This is a genomic window from Rhizobium sp. ZX09 (genome assembly GCF_017357485.1).
GTDB classification, from domain to species: Bacteria; Pseudomonadota; Alphaproteobacteria; order Rhizobiales; family Rhizobiaceae; genus Agrobacterium; species Agrobacterium pusense.
Genome location: NZ_CP031363.1, coordinates 32,055 through 57,121 on the forward strand (window position 1 = coordinate 32,055; position 25,067 = coordinate 57,121).

The following is a 25,067-nucleotide window of genomic DNA, read 5'->3' on the forward strand; positions in this document are numbered from 1 at the left end:
CCATGACCCAGGAAACGCTTGGCCTTGACGCCCCACCCATGATCGCCCGCGAGGGTTCGAACAGCCAGCCCGCATCCATCGCGCGCGATGGGGCAAACAGCAGAAAGGTCTTCATCAAGACTTATGGCTGTCAGATGAACGTCTACGATTCCGTCCGCATGAGCGATGCGCTGGCGAAGGACGGTTATGTCCAGACGGAGGATATGGGCGAGGCAGACCTGGTTCTGCTGAATACCTGTCACATTCGCGAAAAGGCGGCGGAAAAGGTCTACTCCGCGCTTGGCCGCCTGCGGGACATGAAAAAGTCGCGCGAAGAGCAGGGTCGGGAATTCATGATCGGCGTTGCCGGCTGCGTGGCGCAGGCGGAAGGCGAGGAAATCCTTCGCCGGGCGCCCGCCGTGGATGTCGTCATCGGCCCGCAGACCTATCACCGCCTGCCGGAAGCACTGAAACGGGTACGTGGAGGCGAGCGCGTCATCGAGACCGAATACGCGGTGGAGGACAAGTTCGAACACCTGCCGGTTGCCGAGAAATCCACGCTGCGAACGCGTGGTGTTACGGCTTTTTTGACCGTGCAGGAAGGTTGCGACAAGTTCTGTACCTTCTGTGTCGTCCCCTATACGCGCGGTTCGGAGGTTTCCCGTCCCGTGCGCCAGATTGTTGATGAGGCGATGAAGCTTGTCGATGCCGGCGTGCGTGAGATCACGCTGCTCGGCCAGAACGTCAACGCCTGGCAGGGCGAAGGCCCGAAGGGCGAAAAATGGGGCCTTGCCGAACTGCTTTACCGGCTGGCGGAAATTCCGGGCCTTGCGAGGCTTCGCTACACTACCAGCCATCCGCGCGACATGGACGATCGCCTGATCGGCGCCCATCGCGACCTGCGCATCCTGATGCCTTATCTGCATCTGCCGGTTCAGTCCGGTTCGGACCGAATTCTGAAAGCGATGAACCGTCGCCATACGGGCGAGGAATATATCCAGCTTATTGAAAAAATCCGCGCCGCCCGCCCTGATATTGCCATGTCTGGAGACTTTATTGTCGGTTTCCCCGGCGAGACGGATCGCGATTTCGAAGATACGATGGCGATGGTCGAAACGGTGAAGTACGCGCAGGCCTTCTCGTTCAAATACTCCACCCGTCCCGGCACGCCGGGGGCCGACCTCACGGACCAGGTTGCGGAAGACGTGAAGGCCGAGCGGCTGGAAAGATTGCAGGCTCTCTTGCTGCGGCAACAGAAGGAATTTGCCGAATCGCTGGTCGGAAAGACCATGGATGTGCTGCTGGAAAAGCCCGGCCGCATGACTGAGCAGTTGATAGGTCGTTCTCCGTGGCTGCAATCCGTGAATCTTGATGCAAAGACTTTGAAAATCGGTGACATTGTTAATGTACGAATCACCGCAACGGGTCCAAACAGCTTGTTTGCCGAGGTGGCAGAGAGTTAGAGTGGGGAGCCGACACTGATTGGGACAGGAGCCTGACCGCTTGAACGCACACGAATTGGTATCAAATTCATCGCGCCAGCCACGCCAAGCCGCGACCGACGCCAATCACTTCGTCCTCACGTTCGAGAATAACAGGATAGCAGGAGAGCTATTCGGTCAGTTCGATCAGAACCTGAAGCTTCTGGAGCAGCGCCTCAATATCGACGCTCGTCCCCGTGGAAATTCAGTCGCCATCACCGGCGATGTGGTCTCCACCAATCAGGCCCGCCGCGCGCTTGATTTCCTTTACGGGCGTTTGCTGAAGGGTGGCGCCGTCGAGCTTTCTGACGTCGAGGGGGCGATCCGCATGGCCGTTGCAGCGGACGACCAGCTGACGCTGCCGACCATGGAGCGCAAGGCGAAGATTTCCATGGCGCAGATTTCAACGCGCAAGAAAACCATTTCGGCGCGGACGCCCACGCAGGACGTCTATATGCGTGCCTTGGAACAATCCGAGCTCGTTTTTGGTGTTGGCCCCGCCGGCACGGGCAAGACCTATCTGGCCGTGGCGCATGCCGCGCAGCTTCTGGAGCGTGGCGCGGTCGATCGCATCATCCTTTCGCGTCCCGCCGTTGAAGCGGGTGAGCGTCTGGGCTTCCTGCCCGGCGACATGAAGGAAAAGGTCGATCCGTATCTCCGCCCGCTTTATGACGCGCTGTATGACATGATGCCCGGCGACAAGGTGGAGCGCGCCATTCAGGCGGGCGTCATCGAAATTGCACCTCTGGCTTTCATGCGCGGCCGCACGCTTGCCAATGCCGCCGTCATTCTGGACGAAGCTCAGAATACTACCACCATGCAGATGAAGATGTTCCTGACGCGCCTTGGCGAAAACGGTCGCATGATTGTGACCGGCGACCCAAGCCAGGTGGACTTGCCGCGCGGCGTGAAGTCTGGCCTCGTGGAAGCCCTGCAGATCCTCACGGATGTGGAAGGCGTGTCCGTTGTGCGGTTCAAGGATGTGGACGTTGTCCGTCACCCGATGGTGGCGCGCATTGTCCGGGCCTATGAATCCCATACGGCTGTGCCGGATGAGAGCCTGCTGAAGGGCGACTGACGAAAAGATAATGACAGCTCTGGATATTCAAATCAGCGTCGAGGCCGAAGGCTGGTCCTCGGAAGAGGACCTGTCTGCCTTTGCGTCAAAGGTGATGGATGCGGCGGTCGATTTTCTGAAGCGGGAAGAGGATCAACCCTTCCCGAAAATGCCGGTCGAGCTCTCGCTGGTCTTCACCGACGATGAAAATATCCGGGAAATCAATGCCGAGTGGCGTGACAAGGACAAGGCGACCAACGTCTTGTCTTTCCCTGCTTTTCCGCTGGAGCCGGGCGGAATGCCCGGCCCTATGCTGGGCGATATCGTCGTCGCGAGAGAAACGGTAGAGCGAGAGGCCCTTGAACTTGAGAAGAGTTTCGAGGATCATCTGACCCATCTTCTCGTTCATGGGTTCCTGCATTTGTTTGGTTATGACCACATGGACGAGGAAGAAGCGGAAGAAATGGAGTCGCTTGAGACTCGCATTTTGGCGGTGCTTGGCCTATCTGATCCCTATGCGGGTCAAGAACCGCTTTAAATATTGTCTGGAGCCATGAACGAACATTCTGCACGACCTGCCAATGAGGGCAGAGAAAACGGCGAGCAGTCCTCTTCGGAGGAGGGCAGTAGTCACTTACGTCAGGACTACAATGCCAAACCGAGATCGACCATCTGGTCGCGCATCGCGCGGTTGCTGAAACCGTCTCAGGGTGAGCGCCTGCGCGAGGATCTGACCGATGCGCTGATGGACGACACTGAAATAGGCGCCGCTTTTACGCCCGAAGAACGGGCGATGCTACACAACATCCTCCGTTTCCGTGAGATCAGGGTCGAAGATATCATGATCCCTCGGGTGGATATTGACGGTCTCGATCAGAATATGACGATCGGTGACGCGCTGATCCTGTTTGAGGAAACCGGACGTTCCCGCATGCCGGTTTATGAAGAGACGCTGGACGACCCCAAGGGGATGATCCATATCCGCGATCTGCTTGCCTATGTTGCCAAACAGGCTCGCAACAAGCGCCGGGTGGGATCGCGTGGCGTCGCTTACGGTGAAGTGAAGGCGCCGCGGTCGCCGCGGCCGAATTTCGATCTGGCGCGGGTCGATCTGGAAAAGACGGTTGCCGACGCCGGGCTGGTGCGCAAGATTCTTTTCGCGCCGCCGTCCATGTTGGCCTCCGATCTTCTGAAGACCATGCAGGCCCAGAGAACCCAGCTCGCCGTGGTGATCGATGAATATGGCGGTACCGACGGTCTTGTCAGCCATGAAGACATCGTCGAGATGGTGGTTGGGGACATCGACGACGAGCACGACAAGGACGAGGCGATGTTCTCGCGTCTTTCTGCCGATGTGCTCGTGGCGGATGCCCGCGCGGAACTCACCGAACTTGCCGAGGCTATCGGTCCGGAATTCGACGTGCGCGAACATCTGGAAGAAATCGATACGCTCGGTGGACTCATCTTCTTCGCGCTGGGCCGTATTCCCGCCAAGGGCGAGGTCGTTCGCGCCGTGCCCGGTTTCGAGTTTCAGATCCTCGATGCGGATACGAGGCGTATCAAGGGTGTCCGTATCGTACGCGATCACGGCTCCGAAGGAGAAGACGACCGCGCCCCCGGCGATGCCGGTGAGGTGATTGCATTGCCGCCGCCGGAGACGCGGTTGATCGCCCATCAGCAGAACGTGGACTGAAAGGATAGACGGGTAGCCCCCGTCGATCCCGCCGTTTGATCTTCCGGATTCTGCGGGTTCGACTACCCGGGTATGAGATCCCGCTCCATCTGCCCTGCCTGATGTGGACGGCGAATCTTTTTTCCTTTACGTCGAAAGAAAGGGAAATTTCGCGGAATGGCTTGCCTGGAGCGGGTTTCCGGATGCGCATGATACGGAGATGGCATGGAGCGTCTTGCAGGCAGGGTGATGCTGGCCGGCGGCATGAGCCGCGCAGTGATGGCGATTGCTGCAGGCGCGGTCGGAGCGCTCGCCCTGCCTCCATTCGGTTTCTTCGCAGCGCTTTTCCTGTCTTTCACCCTGTTGGTCTGGCTGGTGGATGGCTGCACCGGCAAGCCGGGCGGCGGCCTCTTCAGCCGCATCCTTCCCGCTTTTGGTATAGGCTGGTGTTTCGGTCTCGGTTATTTCGTGGCTGGCCTGTGGTGGCTGGGCAACGCGCTTCTGCTTGAAGCGGATGAATTTGCCTGGGCGCTGCCGCTTGCCATCCTTGGGCTTCCGGCCTTTCTGGCGCTGTTTTACGGTTTCGCGGTTGCTGCGGCCAATCTTGTGTGGTCGAACGGTCTAGGCCGGATCGCCGCCCTTGCCGCCGCATTCGGATTTACGGAATGGCTGCGCAGTTTCCTGGCGACGGGCTTTCCGTGGAACGCCATAGGTTACGGCATCATGCCGATCCCGGTCATGATGCAGTCGGCGCATCTGATCGGTCTTTTTGGTGTGACCACGCTTGCCGTTTTCACCTTCGCCTCCCCCGCGCTCATCGCCACGAGAAAAGGCATGTGGCCCGGCCTTTCCCTGGCGGCGCTGCTGTTGGCCAGCCATGTGGGTTATGGCTTCTACCGCCTCCAGACACCCGCGGAGACACCGGCAGATGCGGTGACAGTCAGAATTGTCCAACCGTCCATCGATCAGTCTCGCAAGATGCTGAATGATGACCGCGCCGAGATTTTCGGCGAGCATCTGCGGCTGACAGCCCTGCCTCCTGGCGAAGGCAAAAAGCGCCCCGACATCATTGTCTGGCCCGAAACCTCGGTGCCGTTCATCCTGACGCAAAATCCTGACGCGCTGGCCGAGATCGCAAAGACGCTGCAAGACGGGCAGGTGCTCTTCACCGGAGCCGTCAGGATGGAAGATGCGGGTGCTGGCAGGCCGCCGCGTTATTATAACTCGGTCTACGCCATCGACAGTCAGGGAGAAATCATCGGCGCGACGGACAAGGTCCATCTGACCCCCTTTGGAGAATATGTTCCCTTCGAGGGTATCCTGCGGGAGTTTGGCATTGATAATGTCATCGCCCTGCCCGGGGGCTTTTCAGCAGCCTCTTCGCGCACGCCCCTGACGCTTCCATCCGGAAAGACCTTTTATCCGCTGATCTGTTACGAGATCATTTTTCCCGGTGAGATGACGCCGGCTCTCGCTGGCTCGGCGGCGATCCTCAATGTGACGAATGACGGCTGGTTTGGTGATACGCCTGGGCCGTATCAGCACTTTCTTCAGGCCAGAGTGCGGGCGATTGAGACGGGTGTGCCGGTGATTCGCGGTGCCAATACGGGTATCTCGGCGGTTATAGACCCTTATGGCCGCATTATTGCCGGATTGGATTACGGTCGGGTGGGCATTGTTGACGCCACTTTGAGTGGTGGGTCAAACGACGCATTTACTTACGACACACATCGGACGTATTTCTGGTTGATTTTTTCCGTGATGATGATCGCTGCGGTATTTCCTGCCTGGAGTTTTGCCCGGCGCCAGAATTGACCGGGAACTCCTGCAATTGCATAGTGAATACGTCAGTCGTAAAACAAGTTTAGCTGCTGTCGAAATACCGGCTCATTTCTTCGAATAGTAATGAAGCGAGATATCAACCCATCCGAGTGTCAGGACCGCATGATGACCGAAAATAAGAAAAAGCCTAACCCCATCGACATTCATGTCGGAAGCCGAATTCGTCTTCGCAGAACCATGCTCGGCATGAGCCAGGAAAAACTGGGTGAAAGTCTCGGAATTACCTTTCAGCAAATTCAGAAGTACGAAAAGGGCACGAACCGTGTTGGCGCCAGCCGCCTGCAGAATATCTCGGCGATCCTCAATGTACCGGTTTCCTTTTTTTTCGAAGATGCACCCGGCGATCAGGCTGGCGGTACATCCGGCATGGCGGAAGCCTCGAGCTCCAATTACGTCGTCGACTTCCTGTCTTCGGCGGAAGGTTTGCAGTTGAACCGCGCCTTCGTGAAGATCGCCGACCCGAAGGTCCGTCGCCGTCTGGTCGATCTCGTCAAGGCGCTCGCCGCCGAGGGCGATGCCGAGTAGGGCCTGGCCCCTGCAGCGCAGAAAATTTCCGGCACGGGATGCCGGGCACTCAACGGTCCGCAGGGACCGTTTTTTTGTGCCAGATTAGAAAGGAATTCTCACATAAAGATATATTTATGTGGTTGTGTCCTTGTTTTTCGCGGCCGAAATGACTAACAAACTCGAAGACCGTTCTTTGAGGGGAATCCCGCATGCGTGCCAATTATCTGTTCACCAGCGAGTCCGTGGCCGAGGGTCATCCGGACAAGGTTTGTGATCGTATTTCCGATGAAATCGTGGATCTCATTTACCGTGAAGCGGCCAAGACGGGCGTGGACCCGTGGACCGTGCGCATCGCCTGCGAAACGCTTGCAACGACCAACCGCGTCGTGATTGCGGGTGAGGTTCGGGTTCCCGATACGCTGCTGAAGAAGGACAAGGACGGCAAGGTCCTCAAGGACGCAGCCGGCCATCCGGTTATCAATCCCTCGAAGTTCAAATCCGCCGCCCGCAAGGCTATCCGCGATATTGGCTACGAGCAGGATGGTTTCCACTGGAAGACCGCCAAGATCGACGTTCTCCTGCATCCGCAGTCGGCTGATATCGCGCAGGGTGTGGACAACGCTTCCGACAAGCAGGGCGACGAGGGTGCCGGCGACCAGGGCATCATGTTCGGTTACGCCTGCAAGGAAACGCCTGACCTCATGCCGGCGCCGATCTATTATTCCCACCGTATCCTGCAGCTGCTCGCCACCGCCCGTAAAAGCGGCGAAGGCGAGGCGGCCAAGCTCGGCCCCGACGCCAAGAGCCAGGTGACGGTTCGTTACGTCGACGGCAAGGCTTCCGAAGCCGTCTCCATCGTGCTGTCCACGCAGCATCTCGATGCAAGCTGGGATTCGAAGAAGGTTCGTGCTGTTGTCGAACCCTATATCCGCGAAGCGCTTGGCGACCTGAAGATCGCCGACGATTGCCAGTGGTATATCAACCCGACCGGCAAGTTCGTCATCGGCGGTCCCGATGGTGATGCCGGCCTGACCGGCCGCAAGATCATCGTTGACACCTATGGCGGTGCTGCCCCGCACGGTGGTGGCGCATTCTCGGGCAAGGACACGACCAAGGTCGACCGTTCCGCCGCCTATGCCGCCCGCTACCTTGCGAAGAACGTCGTGGCTGCCGGCCTCGCCGAGCGCTGCACCATTCAGATTTCCTATGCAATCGGCATTGCGCAGCCGCTGTCGATCTATGTCGATCTGCATGGCACCGGCAAGGTCAGCGAAGATCAGGTCGAGGCCGCGATCCGCAAGGTCATGGACCTTTCGCCATCGGGCATTCGCCGTCATCTCGATCTCAACAAGCCGATCTACGCCAAGACGTCTTCCTACGGCCACTTCGGCCGCAAGGCTGGCCGCGACGGCTCCTTCTCCTGGGAGAAGCTCGATCTGGTGAAGCCGCTCAAGGAAGCTTTGAGCGCTTAAGCATTTCCAGTAAAAGTGCGTAGCGGTTTTACGTCCGGAAAATGCGTCAACTGGATATCGCGCTTGTTATTTGGCGGCGATTGAGAGATACCGTCACCGAGTTTTGTAACCCGCACAGTGCCTCACGGGGTGCTGTGCGGGTTAAGTCTATTTGGTCTTGAGAGTATGAGATGACGGAAGAACGGCGTTCGCGCGCGACGGAAGCGTTTTTTGGCAGGCGCAAGGGCAAGCCCCTGCGCAATCAGCAGGTCGATACGATCGAAAATCTGCTGCCTTTGCTGAAAATCGATCTGGAAAGCGTGCCACCGCAAAATCTCGCCGCGCTCTTTCCGGCAGATGTGCGATCGATCCGTCTTGAGATCGGTTTCGGCGGTGGCGAACATCTCGCCCACCGCGCGGTCGAAAATCCCGAGACGGGTTTCATCGGTGTCGAGCCCTTCGTCAATTCCATGGCCAAGCTGCTCGCCACGGTTCGCGAACGTGAACTGATGAATATCCGCCTTTACGACGATGATGCGACGCAGCTGCTCGACTGGCTGCCTGAGGCATCGATCGATCACATCGATCTGCTTTATCCCGATCCATGGCCGAAAAAGAAGCACTGGAAGCGGCGTTTCGTGTCAGACGTCAATCTCGCCCGTTTCCATCGTGTGTTGAAACCCGGCGGCAAGTTCTGCTTTGCGTCTGACATCGACACTTACGTCAACTGGACGCTGCAGCATTGCGCCCGGCATGGCGGCTTTGAATGGACGGCGACAAGCGCTGATGACTGGCGCACGCCCTATGCCAACTGGCCGGGCACGCGTTACGAGAACAAGGCGAAAAGAGAAGGCCGCAGCTCGGCCTATCTCACCTTCATCCGTCGCTAAAGCATTTCCAGTAAAAGTGCGCAGCGGTTTCACGTCTGGAAAATGCGCTAACGGCAAGACCCCTTAAAGGGCCGCGTCAACTTCCGCTGCCTGCGGAATGGAAGGCTGCGCGCCGGCACGCGTGCAGGCGAGCGAGCCCGCAACCGCGGCGCGCTTCAGAGCCCTTTCGAAATCCATTCCCTGATCGAGGCTCGCGGCGAGATATCCGCAGAAGGTATCGCCCGCACCAACCGTATCGACCGGCTCGATCTTCAGGCCGGAAGCCCTGTAGAGCTTGCCATTACGAATGGCGATCACGCCATCCGCACCAAGCGTGACGATCAAAGTCTGGCCGGTCCTCTCGTGAAGGGCCTTGAGTTCGTTTTCCCGCTGGTCGCTGGAGAGGCCATTCTTGCCGATCAGGAGCTCGAACTCGGTTTCATTGGCGATGACGATATCGGCAAGGCCGGCGAGACGCGGTCCGTCCGCGGTCAGCGGTGCTGTGTTGATGACGGTGGTGACGCGTTTCGCCTTTGCGGCCGTCAGTGCAGCTTCGATGGCGGGTGCCGGTATCTCGAACTGCAGCATGAGAATATCGCTTGCAGCCATTTCGGATATGGTCTTTGCCGCGTCGGATGCCGAGACCTCACCATTCGCAGCGGGAATGACCGAGATCATGTTCTCTCCGCCTTCACCGATCAGGATAACCGCCGTTCCAGTCGGGCCGGGCGCGGTTTTGACCAATGACAGATCGGTTCCCGCGTCCCGCAGCAAGGTCAGTGCTGGAGCGGCAAAGGTGTCATCACCCGCAGCGCCCGCCATCTTGACCGTGGCGCCCGCACGCCGTGCGGCCAGCGCCTGATTGGCTCCCTTGCCGCCGGCGGCCGTGGAGAATGTCTCTCCCGTTACGGTTTCACCGGGCTTGGGCAGACGTTTGGCGGTCGCGACGAGGTCCATGTTGATGGAGCCGAAAACAGTAATCATGGGGCGCTGGGTCCGTATGAAATTTAAGCAAGGCGGCGACTTTGCCCGAGACGATCACTCGTCGTCAACCACCCGCAATTTGGCCGCACCGGCTCGGTTTTCGGCAAAGCGCCGGGCCTGCTCGATTTCTCCGTGCGGCGCGTCTTTTTCCGTTGGTGAGAAATCGAGCCCCTCGATTTTCTGTCCGCGCGCCAGTACCTTGTCGGAGGAGATGAGCATCATGTCGACGTCCTTCTGCGCCAGCCCGAAATGGGCCTGCAGCTTCCGCGTCCGATCGTCCAGCCGCCGCACATCGTCCATGAGCAGCGCCACTTCACCCTGAATGAGATGCGCCTGTTCGCGCATGCGCTGGTCTTTGAGCACGGACTGGATGACCTGTACCGACAGCATCAGCAGCGATGGCGAAACGATGACCACCCGGGCGCGATGGGCGCGCTGCACTAGATATTCGAAATGCTGGTGGATATCGGCGAAAATCGATTCCGACGGCACGAAGATGAAGGCGGTATCCTGTGTCTCGCCGCGAATGAGATATTTCTCGGCGACATCGCGAATATGCACTTCCATGTCCCGGCGGAACTGCTGCACGGCCGCGCGTTTGGTTTCCGGCGTCTCGTCCGCCTTGATGGCGTTCCAGGCTTCCAGCGGAAACTTGGCATCGATGACGAGCGGCGGCGCATTGTTCGGCATCTTGATCGTGCAGTCCGGCCGGTAACCGTTGGAAAGTGTCGGCTGCAGCTGGAAGGAACCCGGCGGCAGGGCGTCGGCGATCAACGTCTCCATGCGCGCCTGTCCGAAGGCGCCGCGTGTCTGCTTGTTGGAAAGTATCGCCTGAAGCCCGACCACGTCCTTGGCCAGATCCTGAATATTGCCCTGTGCGGCATCGATGACCGCCAGGCGCTCCTGAAGGCGGCTCAGATTTTCATGGGTAGACCGGGTCTGCTCCGTCAGCGTTTCGCCCAGCCGCTGCGACATGCCATCAAGACGCTGATTCAGCGTCTGGCTCATCTCCGTCTGACGCGTGCCAAGCGTTTCCGCCATGGCCGCGATCCGGCCATGCAGTTCAGACTGGGTTTTGAGCAGGTCGGAGATCTCGCCATCGGCCCCAGCTTTCTTCGACCGGTTTGCCGTCACAAGCCATGTAACGACAAGGCCGAAAATCGCGGCAGCGAGAAGCGCGCCGAAGCTGATATCGACTGAGCCGGCCCGCAGCGCGGGTTGAAGGAGAACGGAGAAGTCTGTGTTCATGACTAAATCTAGCAGATTTCGATCGATTCGGAAGATCAAAACAAGAACATTCCTGCGGCGGAAATGAGTCCGGCAGAACGGATGCCGCGAGCCGTTTTCATCGTCGTGTTTTTTATTTCCTCCGCGCGAGAGATACGTTATGGGAAGCCATGACCATCAAACCGCTTATCATTTTGCCCGATCCCGTGCTGCGCCAGCAATCGAAGCCCATCGAAAAGGTGGATGCCGAGGTGCTGCGTTTGGCGGACGACATGCTGGAAACGATGTATGATGCCCCCGGCATCGGCCTTGCCGCCATCCAGATAGGTGTGCCGCGCCGGTTGCTGGTGATCGATGTTGCGCGTGAAGGCGAAGAAAAGACCCCGATCGTCTTCATCAATCCGGAAATCCTCAAGGTTTCGGATGATATTTCCACCTATGAGGAAGGCTGTCTCTCGATTCCCGATTATTATGCCGAGGTGGAGCGCCCTGCGTCGCTCACGGTGCAATATGTCGGTCGTGACGGCAAGCAGCAGACGGTCGAGGCGGATGGTCTGTTGGCAACCTGCCTGCAGCATGAGATCGATCACCTGAATGGTGTTCTGTTCATCGACCATATCTCGCGGTTGAAGCGGGACATGGTCATCAAGAAATTTACGAAAGCAGCCCGCGCAAAAGTCTGATCCGTCGCACAGCTGACGGAGCGGAAGACAGGGCAGGGGGCGATCATGGCTCTTCGCATCATATTCATGGGCACGCCGGATTTTTCCGTTCCGACGTTGCGTGCACTGGTGGAAGCGGGCCACGAGATTGCTGCCGTCTATACCCAGCCACCGCGTCCAGGCGGCCGTCGCGGCCTTGATCTGCAGAAATCGCCGGTGCATCAGGCTGCGGAACTGCTGGGTTTACCGGTACTGACACCCTTGAATTTCAAGGCGGAGGAAGATCGCCAGGAATTCCGGGACTTCAACGCCGATGTGGCTGTTGTCGTGGCTTACGGGCTGCTTTTGCCGGAGGCCATTCTCTCGGGCACGCGGCTTGGCTGTTATAATGGTCACGCTTCGCTGCTGCCGCGCTGGCGCGGCGCGGCTCCCATCCAGCGGGCGATCATGGCGGGTGACACCGAAACCGGCATGATGGTCATGAAAATGGAAAAGGGTCTCGATACCGGCCCTGTTGCACTTACGGCAAAGGTCACGATCGGCGAGAACATGACGGCCGGCGAGCTGCATGACAGCCTGATGCTGGTAGGTGCTCGGTTGATGCGTCAGGCGATGGACAAGCTGGAAGCAGATGACCTGCCCCTCGTCCCGCAAGCGGAAGAGGGCGTTCTATACGCCGCAAAGATCGACAAGGGTGAAACCCGTATCGATTTTTCAAGGCCGGCGCAGGATGTGCATAATCATATTCGCGGCCTTTCGCCGTTTCCCGGCGCATGGCTGGAGATGGAGATCGGCGGCAAGCCCGAGCGCGTCAAGGTACTGGCGTCCGAGCTCGCCAGCGGAATGGGCGAGGCAGGCAGCGCACTGGATGATGTTCTCACCATTGCCTGCGGCAGCGGCGCCGTACGGCTCACCCGTTTGCAGAAGGCGGGCGGCAAGCCGATGTCGGCGGCCGATTTCGTGCGCGGTACCCCGGTTCCGGTCACTACGAGGCTCGGCTGATGCCACGCTTCCGCATGACCGTCGAATATGACGGTACGCCCTATTATGGCTGGCAGAGACAGGAAAACGGCCCCTCGGTTCAGGGTGCGCTGGAGGCTGCGGTTCGGTCGCTGACCGGCGAGAGCGTTTCCATTCGCGGCGCTGGCCGCACCGATTCCGGCGTGCATGCCGTCGGCCAGGTCGTTCACGTCGATCTCTCGCGAGACTGGGAGCCCTACAAGCTTCGCAATGCCCTCAATGCGCATCTCGCCATGGCGGGTGAAGCGGTGGCCGTGCTCGATGCCGCTTCCGTGACTGAGGATTTCGACGCCCGTTTTTCTGCCCTTCGTCGGCACTATCTCTACCGCATCATCTGCCGCAAAGCCCGGCTGGCGCTGGAGCACAAGCGGGCGTGGTGGGTGTCGAAGGGCCTCGATCACGAGTGCATGCATGAAGCCGCCCAGATGCTCGTCGGCCGGCATGATTTCACCACCTTCCGCTCCGTGCACTGCCAGGCGAACAGCCCCGTGCGCACGCTCGACCGGCTGGATGTGACGCGCAATGGCGATCTCATCGAGATACGCGCGACGGCGCAGAGCTTCCTTCATAACCAGATCCGCTCTTTCGCCGGCACGCTGAAACTGGCAGGCGAGGGCACGATGACGCCAGAGGACGTGCGTGCCGCACTGGAGGCACGCGATCGAAAGGCCTGTGGCCCGGTCGCGCCACCGGACGGTCTTTATTTCATGCAGGTCGATTATCCCGACGTCATTCCGCCGCGCCGCCACCCCGAAGCCGAGGTGATGCAGGATGCGGATTGACGTCTAATTCTCTCAGGCCGGATAGACACCGAGAAAGCGCTGCAACGCTTCCGACAGAAGCATGCCGGGCACCAGTAGCGTCATGACAATGGCGGAGACGAGCAGCGACTGGTCGCGGATAAAAAACCGCACGATCCGTGAAAAGGCAAAGACCAGCGACAGAAGCAGCGCCAGCCACAAAATCGCGATCAGCCCCTGCAACGGTGGCAGGAAGAACGCAATCAGGATCAGAACGGCGTAGGCGTATGAGAAGGGCAGCGACAGCCAGTTCATGGTGGTGACGAGAGGCGTGAATTTTTCACGTGCGCCAAAGGCAAAGAGCAACATGCCGATCAAAAGCAGCGGCACGATCCAGCAAATGGCCTCCACCATCGCCAGGCGAAAGAAGAAGATGAACCCCGTTCCTGTTCCCGGCGGATAGCTGGCGAGAAACGCTGCCCGCAGCCACAGCCAGGAAACCAGCATGGCGGGCAGGCACCAAAGGACGGAATAGAAGGACCGCCACATGCCGCGTTCGGTCAGGTCCAGGTAACGTGCGCCATTATGGTCGCCGAGCAGCAACAGCCACAGGCCCGTCAGATAGAGCCTTACTTCACTTGCCGTCGGCATGGGCGAACCAGCGCTCGATAAAGGTTTCGTAAATGCGCGTCAGCGTCTCAAGATCGGCAATGGCTACCCGCTCATCGACCATGTGCATGGTCTGCCCGACAAGGCCGAACTCCACGACAGGGCAATAGTCCTTGATGAAGCGCGCATCCGACGTGCCGCCGGTGGTTGAAAGCTTCGGCTCCTTGCCGGTGACGGCCTCCACCGCGCCTGACAGCGACGAAATGAGGGCATTGTTCCGGGTCAAAAAGACATGGGCCGGTCGGTCCGCCCAGACGATCTCGTACTTTACCGGTGTGCGGTCGGGGCGAAGCTCGCCGTCTGCCGCAGCGGCATCGAGGCGGCGGATGATTTCCGCCCGAAGGCTCTCCGCTGTCCATGTGTCGTTGAAACGGATGTTGAAGGAGGCAGTCGCCCGCGCCGGGATCACATTGGTGGCGGCGTTGCCGGTGTCGACGGTCGTTACTTCGAGATTGGAAGGCTGGAAATTATCCGTGCCGTGATCAAAGGGCGGATGCATCAGCGCATGCGTCAACTGCAGCAGACCGCGAATTGGGTTGTCGGCGAGATGCGGATAGGCAGCGTGGCCTTGCACGCCATGGACCGTGATGCGACCGGAGAGCGATCCCCGGCGGCCGATCTTGATCATGTCGCCCAGCTGGTCGGGATTGGTCGGTTCCCCGACGACACACGCGTCCCACGTCTCGCCCTTTGCAGCAGCCCATTCCAGCAGCTTGGAAGTGCCGTTGATTGATGGGCCTTCCTCGTCACCGGTGATCAGGAAGGAGACGGAGCCCTGCGGCTTGCCGTGTTTTTCAATATGGCGGGCAATGGCGGCAACAAAACAGGCAATACCGCCCTTCATGTCCACCGCACCACGGCCGAACATTTCGCCGCCGTCAATCTCTGCCGAGAAAGGCGGATGGCTCCATGCGGCCTCGTCACCCACAGGCACGACATCCGTATGGCCCGCAAACATCAGATGCGGACCTTCGGTACCGAGCCGGGCATAGAGGTTTTCCACGTCAGGCGTTCCCGCCTCCGTTGCCATCACCCGTTCCACCGCAAAACCGAGCGGCGAAAGCAGGCTGTCGAGCAGGGAAAGCGCACCGCCTTCCGCAGGCGTCACCGAGGGGCAACGGATAAGGGCGGCGAGATTGGCAACGGGATCGGTCGTGGTCATGGTATCAGCTTTATATCAGTCGCGCAGAAGCTCGTTGATGCCGGTCTTGGAGCGGGTCTTTTCATCGACGCGCTTGACGATCACGGCGCAATAGAGGCTGGGGCCCGGCTCGCCATTCGGGAACGGTTTGCCCGGCATGGTGCCGGCAACGACGACGGAATAGGGCGGGACTTCGCCGTAGGTGATCTCGCCGGTGGCGCGATCAACGATCTTGGTCGATTTGCCGATGAAGACGCCCATGCCGAGAACAGCACCCTCGCGCACGATGCAGCCTTCAACGACTTCCGAACGGGCGCCGATGAAGCAATTATCCTCGATGATGGTGGGGCCGGCCTGCAGCGGCTCCAGAACGCCGCCGATACCGACGCCGCCGGAGAGATGCACGTTCTTGCCGATCTGCGCGCAGGAGCCGACCGTTGCCCAGGTATCGACCATCGTGCCTTCATCGACATAGGCGCCGAGATTGACGAAGGAAGGCATCAGCACGACGTTCTTGGCCACGTAAGCCGAGCGGCGCACGACGGCGTTTGGCACCGCGCGGAAACCAGCGGCGCGGAACTGGTTTTCACCCCAGTTTTCAAACTTCGACGGAACCTTGTCCCACCAGGTGGCTTCGCCCGGACCACCTGTCACGATTTCCATGTCATTGAGACGGAAGGAGAGAAGCACGGCCTTTTTCAGCCACTGGTTCACCTTCCAGTTTCCATCCGCCTGCTTTTCAGCAACGCGTGCCTCGCCGCTGTCGAGAAGTTGAAGAGATGTGTCCACGGCGTCGCGAACCTCGCCCTTCGTCGATACATTCACGCTGTCGCGGTTGTCGAAGGCGGTTTCGATGATCGTTTCGAGGGAAGAGAGATCCGTGAGGCTCATGGAAAATTCCTTAAAGTCGCGTGTGTTCGTGGTCACGGCGGGTTCCGTGCCGCTGGAAGGCTTTGGCCATTTGATCTAAGGGAGTGTTGGAAAGGCGTCAATGCGATTTGGGTGATTTGGCGCCGCAGACGAAAGGCATGGAAATGACACGACTGAAAAACGGCAAATTGCGGCGCAAGGACGGGGTATGGGACCCGTTGAAGCGCAGCGCTGTGGACAAGCAGCAGGCCGAGGTCGTTGTCAAGACGCCGCAGTCGGACTCCCCGTCCTACCGGCTGGCCTATGTGGATACGGACTTTCTCTGCCGCGAGGAATTGCGACCCGTAAGGCTGCAGCTGGAACTTCTGAAGACGGAAATGGCGCTCACCGAACGCGGGATCAATTCCACCGTCGTCATGTTTGGCGGCGCCCGCATTCCCGAACCGGGAGGAGAGGCCTGGGCGGCGCGCAATGAAACGCAGAAGCGCAATCTCGAGCAGTCCTCGGTTTATTACGACGAAGCGCGCAAGTTCGCCCGCCTTTGCACCGACTACGGCGCGAAATCCGGTCACCTGGAATATGTGGTGGTCACCGGCGGCGGTCCCGGCGTCATGGAGGCGGGTAACCGGGGCGCCATGGATGCCGGCGGCCCTTCCATCGGCCTCAATATCGTCCTGCCGCACGAGCAGGCGCCTAACCCTTATGTAACGCCGGAACTGAGCTTCAATTTCCACTACTTCGCGATCCGGAAAATGCACTTCCTGATGCGGGCAAAGGCCGTGGTGGTTTTCCCCGGCGGTTTCGGTACGCTGGACGAGCTTTTTGAAGCCTTGACGCTGATCCAGACCAAGCGCATGGCCCCGATCCCTCTTATTCTTTTTGGAGAAAAGTTTTGGCGATCCGTCGTCAATTTTGAGTTTTTGGCGGATTTCGGCACCATCGCTCCCGAGGATATGAATCTCCTGCACTTTGCCGAAACGGCGGACGATGCCTGGAGGATCATCTCCGACTACTACGAACACTGAAGATGCGCGGCGCGGCGAAGTAATATTAGGGCTTAATTAGCAATCATATTCTAACTTCGCCCTGTCGCGCTGCAGCGCACTGTCCCATGCGGACGGGCCTCCATGACGGAGATTGTCATCCGTTGACGTCAGCTCCTTCGGGTTGACGATTTCCATTGGGGCCTAAATGTTCAATCTCAAAGTGAAGTCGCTTGCGACCAAGCTGATCCTCGTAACCGGCTGTGCCATCACCACGGTTCTCGTTGCATCCAATTCTTTCCTCATCTCCCAGACCAGTGAGCGCGTGCACGCGTTGACCATGGATCAGGCCAATACGGAAGCCCGCGCCATCGCCAACGTCATCGCCGCCGATGTCGGTGAACTCGGCAGCGCTGCCCGCTCGATGGCTGGCGTCATCGGTCGGGCGCATCAGGCGAAGTCGATGGATCGCCCTGGCATCGTCAACATCCTCAAGGCCAATGTGGAGCAGAATACTTTTGCATTCGGCAGCTGGTTCTGCGAACAGCTCGGTCTTTTCGATGGTCAGACGACAGAGATCGCCAACAGGCTCGATCTCGGCACCAACGCGACCGGCGCCTTCGCACCTTACTGGTCCAAGACCCAGAAGGGCGATATCCAGTTCTCGACCTTCAAGAACGATTACGCAGCGGAGTGGTATGCGCTGGCCGCCAAGACCGGCAAGGGAGCGATTACCCAACCTTATCTCGCCGAAGGCACGGAAGTGCCGACCACCATGACCTCGCTTGCCTATCCCGTCATGTCGGATGGCAAGATGATCGGCGTGGCGGGTGTCGATATTTCGCTCGCGTCTCTCACCCAGAAGCTGCAGGCTCTGCATCCTTTCGAGACCGGCCGTGTGACGCTCGTCTCCCAGGGTGGCCAGTGGCTGGTGCCGCCGACGCCCGAGCAGAACATGAAAGCCTATGACGGAGAGGGCGCAGCCACTGTCCAGACCGCGATCGCTTCGGGCAAGCAGGGCCTCATCGAAGACCTCGGCCTTGATACCGACGCGCCGTATAATCGTCTCGTTTATCCCTTCGCCGTTCCGGGTCTCAACGCAACCTGGGTCGTCCTTGTTGATATTCCCCATCAGGCCTTGAACGCTCCGGTTCAGGAGCAGACCTATCTGATGATCATCGGTGCGATCGTCATTCTTGCCGCCGTCATTGCAGCGCTTTATTTTGCAGTCCGTTATTTCGTCCGCAACCCGCTTGCATCGCTGGTTACCGACGTCAGGACGCTGAGCGACGGTCGCTACGATGTGCCCGTCTCCGGTCAAGACCGGCAGGATGAGACCGGTTCGGTTGCGACAGCGCTTGAAGGTTTCCGCGCCAAGCTTGCCGGCATCCGGGAGATGGAGGCCGAAGCCGACGCCCAGCGTGGTCACGCCGAGACGGAGCGCCAGCGCTCTGAATTCGAGCGCAATGAAAACAGCCGTATGCAGCAGCACATTGTCAGCGTTCTCGGTTCCGGCCTGAATGCCCTGTCGCAGGGCAATCTGACCTACCGCATTCAGGACGAGTTCCCGGGTGAGTATGCAAAGCTGCGCGAGGACTTCAACTCGGCGCTTGCCAGCCTCGAGGAAACGGTTTCCACCGTCAACGCAACCGTCGTCAGCATCGGCAATGGCACCGGTGAGATCACCCGCGCCGCCAGCGATCTCTCGCATCGCACGGAACAGCAGGCCGCCAGCCTTGAAGAAACTGCCGCTGCGCTTAACGAGCTGACCGCCCAGGTCAATTCCAGCGCCGAAAACGCCGCAGAGGCGGCCGGTGCCGTCAGCCATGCCTGTGAAGACGCCGGCAAGTCTGGCGAGGTCGTGCAGCAGGCCGTGAACTCCATGCAGGGCATTGCACAATCTTCGGCGGAAATCTCTCGCATCATCGGCGTCATCGACGAGATCGCTTTCCAGACCAATCTTCTGGCGCTGAATGCGGGGGTGGAAGCGGCCCGCGCGGGTGATGCCGGCAAGGGCTTTGCCGTTGTCGCACAGGAAGTGCGCGAACTCGCGCAGCGCTCTGCAACTGCTGCCAAGGAGATCAAGGGTCTGATCAATACCTCGGCCACGCAGGTGGGCGAGGGTGTTCAGCTGGTCGGCAAGGCCGGCGACACGATGAAAAAGATCGCCGATCAGGTTCTGCAGATCAACCAGCTTATACGGCAGATTTCGGCCTCAGCCAGTGAGCAGGCGGTGGGCCTGAAGGAAATCAACTCCGCCGTTACGCAGATGGATCAGGTCACCCAGCAAAATGCGGCGATGGTGGAGGAAACCACTGCGGCCAGCGTGACGCTCAACAGCGAGGCCGAAACGCTCAAATCGCTTGTCGCCGGTTTCGTAGTTTCCGGCGGTCAGCCCAGCCAGCAATTGCGTGCCGCCGCTGCGGCCATGCGCGCTCCCGCTGCTGCCGCCCCGACGTCCGCCCGTCCAGCTGCGCCCCGCGCGCGTCCTAGAACCAGCGGCGCAAATGCGCTGGCTCAGGATGACTGGACGGAATTCTGATGCGGTTTTCCTTTTGAAATAGAAAGGGCCGCTGGTATCGCCAGCGGCCTTTTTTATTATCTGCGTCCGTCAAAGACGCGCGAAACGCTCCGTCAGTAACTCGAAGAAACCATCTGCATCCACCTTCCGCATCACGCGGGCATTGGCGGGGCGATCCGTCACGCGCCACCAGTCCACCACGGTCATGCCCATTGTCAGTTCGGAATGGACCTCGATCTCGACATTGCATTCGCGGCCCTCAAACAGTTCGGGCTTGATGAGATAGGCAATAACGCTTGGGTCATGCAGCGGACCGCCATCCGAACCGTACTTCTCGATGTCGAACCGCTCGAAGAATTCCAGCATTTCCGCCATGGCGATCGCCGGCCTCGTGCCGATCTCCCGAATGCGATTGACGCGTGCCTTGGTCGTCAGCAATTGATGCGTGACATCGAGCGGCATCATGACGATGGGCATGCCGGAGCGGAAGACGATATCGGCAGCCTGCGGATCTACATAGATATTGAATTCCGCCGCGGGCGTAATGTTGCCGCCCTCGAAGAAGCCGCCGCCCATCATCACCAGTTCCTTGACGCGATCGGCGATCTCCGGCGCCTTCAGAAGCGCTAGCGCCACGTTGGTCAAGGCCCCGAGGGTGCAGAGGGTAACGGTGCCCTCAGGCTCCCGCATCACCGTCTCAATGATGAAATCGACCGCGTGCTGCTTCTGCGCCTCCATGGTCGGTTCGTCGAGAACCGGGCCGTTGAGACCTGTGCTGCCGTGAACATGTTCGGCGGTGATGGGCCTGCGCACCAGCGGCTTTTCGGCGCCCTCGTAAACGGGAATGTCGGTGCGACCGCACAATTCGCAGATGATGCGAATGTTACGGCTTGTCAGCTTCAGGGGAACATTGCCGGCAACCGCGCACAACCCCAGAATTTCGATGTCTTCCGGGCTGCCGAAGGCCAGCATGATCGCCGCTGCGTCGTCCTGTCCCGGATCGGTGTCGATAATGATTTTTCTGCGTTCTGCCATGTCTTGCCCGCCGTTGAGATGAGCGCTTTTTTCAAGCGGCGGGTGCTCACTTGTCAAGCCTCATTCCTGCCGCCGCTCACCGGTCACTTTGACTTGCGCATCGCGGTTCGGCTTCCCATATTGCAGGGGCCGGTGCGATTGACCGGCGAGGTTGCCGGAAGCGGGGCCGCTAAACGTCGCTTGGTTGCAAGGACAGAACAGATATGAGCCGCATGACGCCATTCACCCACCCGCTTTTGCTGGGTTTCGATGCCATGGAAAAGACGCTGGAGCGCATGGCGAAGGCCAATGACGGCTATCCTCCCTACAATATTGAGCGCCTGCCCGGCAGCGATGACGTACCGGAACGCCTGCGCATCACCATTGCCGTGGCGGGGTTCTCCGAGGATGATCTCGACGTGACGACGGCTGATAATCAGCTCGTCATTCGCGGACGCCAGCAGGAACAGGAGAAGCGCGATTTTCTCTATCGAGGCATCGCGGCACGCCAGTTCCAGCGGGTGTTCGTGCTTGCCGATGGCATGCAGGTCAGGGAGGCGCGTCTGCGCAACGGCCTTCTTTCCATCGATCTGGTCCGGCCCGAAATTTCAAACGTGGTAAAGAAAATTAATATTTCCGTCTCAGAGTAGACCATGAACGCCGGAATCGGACATGACTCGCTCGGCGTGAAGAAGGAGGCTGAAATATGCTTTTGAAAGAAGCGCATGCGCGTCTAACCCAATCCCAGCTCGCCCATATCGGCGAAGGAGAAGTGGGATATATCCGCAAGATCCGAGCGGAAGACGTCAGCCGCTGTTTCCCGGAAGCGCCCGATCTCGATCCGCAGCTGGATCTCTGGGCCCTGTTCGGCGCGGATGGGACGCCCATTCTCCTCACAGACAATCGCTCGAGCACCTTTTTCAAGGCGGCGGAAGACGATCTCAAAACCGTCAGTCTGCATTGATAAAAAGCCCGCCTGTTGAGCGGGCTTTCTGCTTTTTTGGCTTAGAGGAACGGCCGGTCCGGCATGTCGTCGATGGAGATGACGCCGTCCTTGTTCTTGTCCAGTCGTTCGAACATCTTTTCTCCGGCGGCGGCGAATTCGGCCTTGCTGACCTGGCCGTTCTCGTCAGTATCGGCCCAGCGGATCAGCGCGAAGCCGCCACCTTTACCGCCGTGCTTGCCCCAGCCCTGATGGCCGAAACGACCACCATGGTCACGCTCGGCACGCTTGCCCTCAGGGGCTTTGGCTTCATCCGCCTTGGCCTCTTCCCGCTCGGGGCGCGGGTGAGCGGCACGGAAGGCCTCCATCTTTGCCTGACGATATTCGCGCATTTCCTTTGGCGTGATCGAGCCGTCCTTGTCCTTGTCGATCTCAGCGAACAGGGCATCCTGACGGGCGGTGAATTCCTCCTTGGAAATCTTGCCATCCTTGTTCGTGTCGGCCACCTTCAGCAGGTGAACGAAGGCAGCCTCCTGGCGGATCGGCATTCGGTCCTTATGGCCTTTACCGGGTGCGGCGAAACTGGCCGTTGCGGCCGTGCTGAGCACAAGGGCTGCGCCAAGAGCAGACAGGGCGATTTTGCGTGTGGTCATCGTCATTACCTTTCTTTGGTGTCCCTGAAGAAAAGATAGTGACGTCCAGCAAGCCCCACCACTTAAACATCCGTAAGGTGCATGAAGCTTCGGTAATGTTCGCTACTCAGCGGGCGATGGTTTTTGTCAGGAACCCGGTCAGATCGTCGGTAACGTAGTCGATATGCTCATCCGTCACATCAGGGATTTCCCATCGTTCCATGATGACGCCCTCAAGATTTGAAGGCACAAGCAGCACGGTTTTCATGCCCAACGCTTTCGGGGCCGCCAGATTGCGTGGCAAGTCCTCGAACATCGCAGCCTTTTTCGTATCGAGTTTCGCAAGTGCTGCAAACTTCTCGTAGGTTGCGCTGGCCGGTTTCGGCAAATAACCCGCGGCGACGATATCGAAAATATCCTCGAACTGATCGAGAATGCCGAGCGCTCCGGCGGCAGCCTGCGCATGCTTGACGCTGCCATTGGTGAGGATGAACTTCCGACCCGGCAAAGCCTTGATGGCCTCACCCAGTTCCGGATGCGGTTTCAGCGCCGAGTAGTCGATTGCATGGGCGCGTTCCAGAAACTCGTCCGGGCTGATGCCGTAATGGATCATCAGGCCCTGCAGTGTCGTGCCGTGGTCGTGATAATAACGCTTCTGCAAGGCGCGCGCTTCGTCGGGGTCGAGCTTCAGAAGCTCCGCCACATAGGCCGTCATGTTGCGGTCGATCTGGGAAAACAGATTGACGTGATGCGGATAGAGCGTGTTGTCGAGATCGAAAACCCATTCGCTGACATGGGCGAAATCGGCGGCGTCTGGCAGGTTTTTCGGCTTTGTGTCCATGGGCAGCTTTATGCCTGTTTCGAATGCGGAAGAAAATCGAAAAGAGGACGATTGATCAGAAATTCGGGCTTGGCTGCGGCCTCGCGCGCATGATACCGCCAAAGCCATGGAACTCTGGATAGGCATTACTTTCGCAAGCGCGTTTTTGCAGAACCTGCGCTCGACTTTGCAAAAACACCTCAAGGGCATGATGGGCACCACGGGTGCAACGTTTGTGCGCTTCGTGTTCGGCATGCCCTTCGCTCTCGCTTATCTTGCATTCCTGCATCTCGGGCTTGGCCGTCCGCTGCCGGTGCCGAACATGGCCTTCGCCGTGTGGGCAACGGTCGGGGCCATGGCGCAGATCGCCGCCACATTCCTGCTGGTGCACCTGTTCTCTTTCCGCAATTTCGCTGTCGGCACGGCCTATTCCCGCACGGAGCCGGCACAGGCGGCGCTGTTTGCCCTCATTTTCATAGGCGAGAGCGTCACGGCCGGTACATTGGCGGCGATAGCGATTTCGGTCGCCGGCGTCATGCTGATTTCCGTGGCGCGCACGGAAGTAACGCCCGCTTCCTTCCTGACCTCGATCTTCAGCCGAACGGCGGGTATCGGCCTCGCCTCGGGTGCGTTCTTCGGACTGTCGTCTGTTGCCTATCGGTCGGCATCGCTGGCGCTAGCACCAAGCCTGCCTGCCCCGGATGCGATGATGCAGGCGGGCTTCACCCTCGTCATCGTCATCGTCATGCAGACGGTATCGATGTTCCTGTGGATCATCTGGCGGGAGAGGGAAGAACTGCGGCGCATCGCCAGGGTGTGGAAACCATCACTTGCCGTCGGTTTCGTGGGCGCCACGGCCTCGTTCGGCTGGTTCACGGCAATGACCCTGCAGCAGGCCGCCGTGGTGAAGGCACTGGCGCAGGTGGAGATGCTGTTCGCCTTCGCCTCGACGGTGCTTTTCTTCAAGGAGAAGATCAACCGGCTTGAACTGTCCGGCTGTCTGCTGATTGTGGTCGGTGTGCTGTCGCTCCTGGCATTCGGCTAATGCCTGATCTGGCGGACAGGTTTGCCGTCCGCCACCCTGAAGCACATCAGGGCACGATGAGCGTGCCGGCGCCTTCGGTAAAGATTTCCAGAAGGACGGAGTGCGGCGTCTTGCCATTGAGGATCACCACACCCTGAACACCAGCCTTGATGGCGTCGATGCAGGTCTCGACCTTCGGGATCATGCCGCCGGAAATCGTGCCGTCCTTGATGAGGGCGCGTGCCTGCGAGACGGTGAGCTCCTTGATGAGTTCCTTGTTCTTGTCGAGAACGCCGGGAACGTCGGTGAGGAACAGCAGACGCGAAGCGTGAAGTGCACCCGCAATCGCGCCGGCGAAGGTATCGGCATTGATGTTGTATGTCGCGCCATCGCGGCCAGGGGCGACCGGTGCGATGACTGGAATCATTTCCGATTTTGCGAGCAGGTCGAGCAGTGTGCGGTCGACTTCCACGACTTCGCCGACGAAGCCGAGGTCGAGCACGCGCTCGATGTTGCTGTCGGGGTCGATCACGGTCTTTTTCGCCTTCTCGGCGAAGACCATGTTGCCATCCTTGCCGCACAGGCCGATGGCCCATTCGCCCGTCTGGTTTATGAGGGCGACGATTTCCTTGTTGATCGAGCCGGCCAGAACCATTTCAACGATCTCGACCGTCTTGGCGTCGGTGACGCGCAGGCCGCCCTCGAATTTTGACTCAATGCCCATCTTGCTCAGCATGGCGCCGATCTGCGGGCCGCCGCCATGCACAACGATGGGGTTGATTCCCGACTGCTTCAACAAGGCGATGTCTTCCGCGAATGCCTTGCCAAGCGTGGAATCGCCCATGGCGTGGCCGCCATATTTCACCACGATGGTCTTGTTCTCGTATTTCTGCATGAAAGGCAGAGCCTGTGCGAGCAGCCGCGCCTGAGTTTCGCTTTCGGAAGACGTCATCTAAAAA

At 59.3% G+C, this 25,067-nt stretch carries 25 protein-coding genes; 16 read left to right on the plus strand and 9 right to left on the minus strand.

Annotated features, from left to right (window positions below; all coding sequences use genetic code 11):
• Window positions 1–2: 2 nt before the first annotated feature.
• From miaB to trmB, 8 genes are all read left to right on the plus strand, one after another.
• Complete coding sequence (gene miaB / locus BTN45_RS00160) at window positions 3–1,442, plus strand: tRNA (N6-isopentenyl adenosine(37)-C2)-methylthiotransferase MiaB (protein ID WP_022555517.1); 1,440 nt, start codon at window positions 3–5, stop codon at window positions 1,440–1,442.
• A gap of 40 nt (window positions 1,443–1,482) precedes the next feature.
• Entirely contained in the window at window positions 1,483–2,538 is a 1,056-nt protein-coding gene (locus BTN45_RS00165) for a PhoH family protein (protein ID WP_207588464.1), read from the plus strand.
• 10 nt (window positions 2,539–2,548) lie between these two features.
• A complete protein-coding gene (gene ybeY, locus BTN45_RS00170) occupies window positions 2,549–3,055 on the plus strand; it encodes an rRNA maturation RNase YbeY (RefSeq protein WP_207588475.1) in 507 nt (168 codons plus the stop codon).
• Between the two features lie 15 nt (window positions 3,056–3,070).
• A complete protein-coding gene (locus BTN45_RS00175) occupies window positions 3,071–4,210 on the plus strand; it encodes a hemolysin family protein (protein WP_004439615.1) in 1,140 nt (379 codons plus the stop codon).
• A 204-nt stretch (window positions 4,211–4,414) separates the two neighbouring features.
• Window positions 4,415–6,004, plus strand: a complete 1,590-nt coding sequence (gene lnt / locus BTN45_RS00180) for an apolipoprotein N-acyltransferase (RefSeq protein WP_207588477.1) — start codon at window positions 4,415–4,417, stop codon at window positions 6,002–6,004.
• A gap of 132 nt (window positions 6,005–6,136) precedes the next feature.
• Window positions 6,137–6,556, plus strand: coding sequence for a helix-turn-helix domain-containing protein (locus BTN45_RS00185; RefSeq protein WP_004439621.1), 420 nt, complete (start codon window positions 6,137–6,139; stop codon window positions 6,554–6,556).
• Window positions 6,557–6,747: 191 nt separating this feature from the next.
• Window positions 6,748–8,010, plus strand: coding sequence for a methionine adenosyltransferase (gene metK / locus BTN45_RS00190; protein WP_004439623.1), 1,263 nt, complete (start codon window positions 6,748–6,750; stop codon window positions 8,008–8,010).
• Between the two features lie 170 nt (window positions 8,011–8,180).
• Window positions 8,181–8,879: a tRNA (guanosine(46)-N7)-methyltransferase TrmB gene (gene trmB / locus BTN45_RS00195; RefSeq protein WP_112766093.1), complete on the plus strand. Its 699-nt coding sequence runs from the start codon at window positions 8,181–8,183 to the stop codon at window positions 8,877–8,879.
• Between the two features lie 63 nt (window positions 8,880–8,942).
• Here the strand turns inward: trmB and BTN45_RS00200 are convergent, their stop codons facing one another.
• Window positions 8,943–9,842, minus strand: coding sequence for a ribokinase (locus BTN45_RS00200; RefSeq protein ID WP_112766094.1), 900 nt, complete (start codon window positions 9,840–9,842; stop codon window positions 8,943–8,945).
• 54 nt (window positions 9,843–9,896) lie between these two features.
• The gene (locus BTN45_RS00205) at window positions 9,897–11,090 is read right to left on the minus strand and encodes a DNA recombination protein RmuC (protein ID WP_045532944.1); all 1,194 of its coding nucleotides are present in this window, start codon (window positions 11,088–11,090) and stop codon (window positions 9,897–9,899) included.
• A gap of 149 nt (window positions 11,091–11,239) precedes the next feature.
• Here BTN45_RS00205 and def point away from each other — a divergent pair, with 149 nt between their 5' ends.
• From def to truA, 3 genes are read left to right on the plus strand one after another with little or no spacing between them, the layout of a single operon-like run.
• Window positions 11,240–11,752, plus strand: a complete 513-nt coding sequence (gene def, locus BTN45_RS00210) for a peptide deformylase (protein ID WP_004439632.1) — start codon at window positions 11,240–11,242, stop codon at window positions 11,750–11,752.
• 45 nt (window positions 11,753–11,797) lie between these two features.
• The gene (gene fmt, locus BTN45_RS00215) at window positions 11,798–12,733 is read left to right on the plus strand and encodes a methionyl-tRNA formyltransferase (protein WP_207588480.1); all 936 of its coding nucleotides are present in this window, start codon (window positions 11,798–11,800) and stop codon (window positions 12,731–12,733) included.
• Window positions 12,733–13,533 carry a tRNA pseudouridine(38-40) synthase TruA gene (gene truA, locus BTN45_RS00220; protein ID WP_207588482.1) on the plus strand — a complete coding sequence of 267 codons (801 nt, stop codon included), beginning with the start codon at window positions 12,733–12,735 and terminating at the stop codon, window positions 13,531–13,533. Before fmt ends, truA begins: the two co-directional genes overlap by 1 nt.
• 12 nt (window positions 13,534–13,545) lie before the next feature.
• Here truA and BTN45_RS00225 read toward each other — a convergent pair whose 3' ends face one another.
• From BTN45_RS00225 to dapD, 3 genes are read right to left on the minus strand one after another with little or no spacing between them, the layout of a single operon-like run.
• On the minus strand, window positions 13,546–14,142 hold the full coding sequence (locus BTN45_RS00225; RefSeq protein WP_004439642.1) for a hypothetical protein: 597 nt from the start codon (window positions 14,140–14,142) through the stop codon (window positions 13,546–13,548).
• Window positions 14,126–15,322, minus strand: coding sequence for a succinyl-diaminopimelate desuccinylase (gene dapE / locus BTN45_RS00230; protein WP_207588486.1), 1,197 nt, complete (start codon window positions 15,320–15,322; stop codon window positions 14,126–14,128). Before dapE ends, BTN45_RS00225 begins: the two co-directional genes overlap by 17 nt.
• Window positions 15,323–15,337: 15 nt before the next feature.
• Complete coding sequence (dapD, locus tag BTN45_RS00235) at window positions 15,338–16,192, minus strand: 2,3,4,5-tetrahydropyridine-2,6-dicarboxylate N-succinyltransferase (protein ID WP_006698917.1); 855 nt, start codon at window positions 16,190–16,192, stop codon at window positions 15,338–15,340.
• A gap of 143 nt (window positions 16,193–16,335) precedes the next feature.
• Here dapD and BTN45_RS00240 point away from each other — a divergent pair, with 143 nt between their 5' ends.
• A complete protein-coding gene (locus BTN45_RS00240) occupies window positions 16,336–17,196 on the plus strand; it encodes a TIGR00730 family Rossman fold protein (protein ID WP_207588494.1) in 861 nt (286 codons plus the stop codon).
• A gap of 166 nt (window positions 17,197–17,362) precedes the next feature.
• Window positions 17,363–19,696, plus strand: a complete 2,334-nt coding sequence (locus BTN45_RS00245; RefSeq protein WP_004439652.1) for a methyl-accepting chemotaxis protein — start codon at window positions 17,363–17,365, stop codon at window positions 19,694–19,696.
• Window positions 19,697–19,765: 69 nt separating this feature from the next.
• On the opposite strand, the gene BTN45_RS00250 is transcribed toward BTN45_RS00245, so the two are convergent.
• Window positions 19,766–20,710: a nucleoside hydrolase gene (locus BTN45_RS00250; RefSeq protein ID WP_207588497.1), complete on the minus strand. Its 945-nt coding sequence runs from the start codon at window positions 20,708–20,710 to the stop codon at window positions 19,766–19,768.
• Between the two features lie 203 nt (window positions 20,711–20,913).
• On the opposite strand from BTN45_RS00250, the gene BTN45_RS00255 reads away from it, so the two are divergent.
• Complete coding sequence (locus BTN45_RS00255) at window positions 20,914–21,339, plus strand: Hsp20 family protein (RefSeq protein ID WP_006698921.1); 426 nt, start codon at window positions 20,914–20,916, stop codon at window positions 21,337–21,339.
• Window positions 21,340–21,395: 56 nt separating this feature from the next.
• On the plus strand, window positions 21,396–21,653 hold the full coding sequence (locus BTN45_RS00260) for a DUF1150 family protein (RefSeq protein ID WP_003503706.1): 258 nt from the start codon (window positions 21,396–21,398) through the stop codon (window positions 21,651–21,653).
• Window positions 21,654–21,694: 41 nt separating this feature from the next.
• Here the strand turns inward: BTN45_RS00260 and BTN45_RS00265 are convergent, their stop codons facing one another.
• A complete protein-coding gene (locus BTN45_RS00265; protein ID WP_045532928.1) occupies window positions 21,695–22,291 on the minus strand; it encodes an EF-hand domain-containing protein in 597 nt (198 codons plus the stop codon).
• Window positions 22,292–22,391: 100 nt separating this feature from the next.
• Entirely contained in the window at window positions 22,392–23,105 is a 714-nt protein-coding gene (locus BTN45_RS00270) for a pyrimidine 5'-nucleotidase (protein WP_004439667.1), read from the minus strand.
• Between the two features lie 106 nt (window positions 23,106–23,211).
• On the opposite strand from BTN45_RS00270, the gene BTN45_RS00275 reads away from it, so the two are divergent.
• Window positions 23,212–24,129, plus strand: a complete 918-nt coding sequence (locus BTN45_RS00275; protein WP_107339966.1) for a DMT family transporter — start codon at window positions 23,212–23,214, stop codon at window positions 24,127–24,129.
• Between the two features lie 46 nt (window positions 24,130–24,175).
• Here the strand turns inward: BTN45_RS00275 and argB are convergent, their stop codons facing one another.
• Window positions 24,176–25,060: an acetylglutamate kinase gene (gene argB, locus BTN45_RS00280; RefSeq protein WP_004439672.1), complete on the minus strand. Its 885-nt coding sequence runs from the start codon at window positions 25,058–25,060 to the stop codon at window positions 24,176–24,178.
• Between the last annotated feature and the right edge of the window lie 7 nt (window positions 25,061–25,067).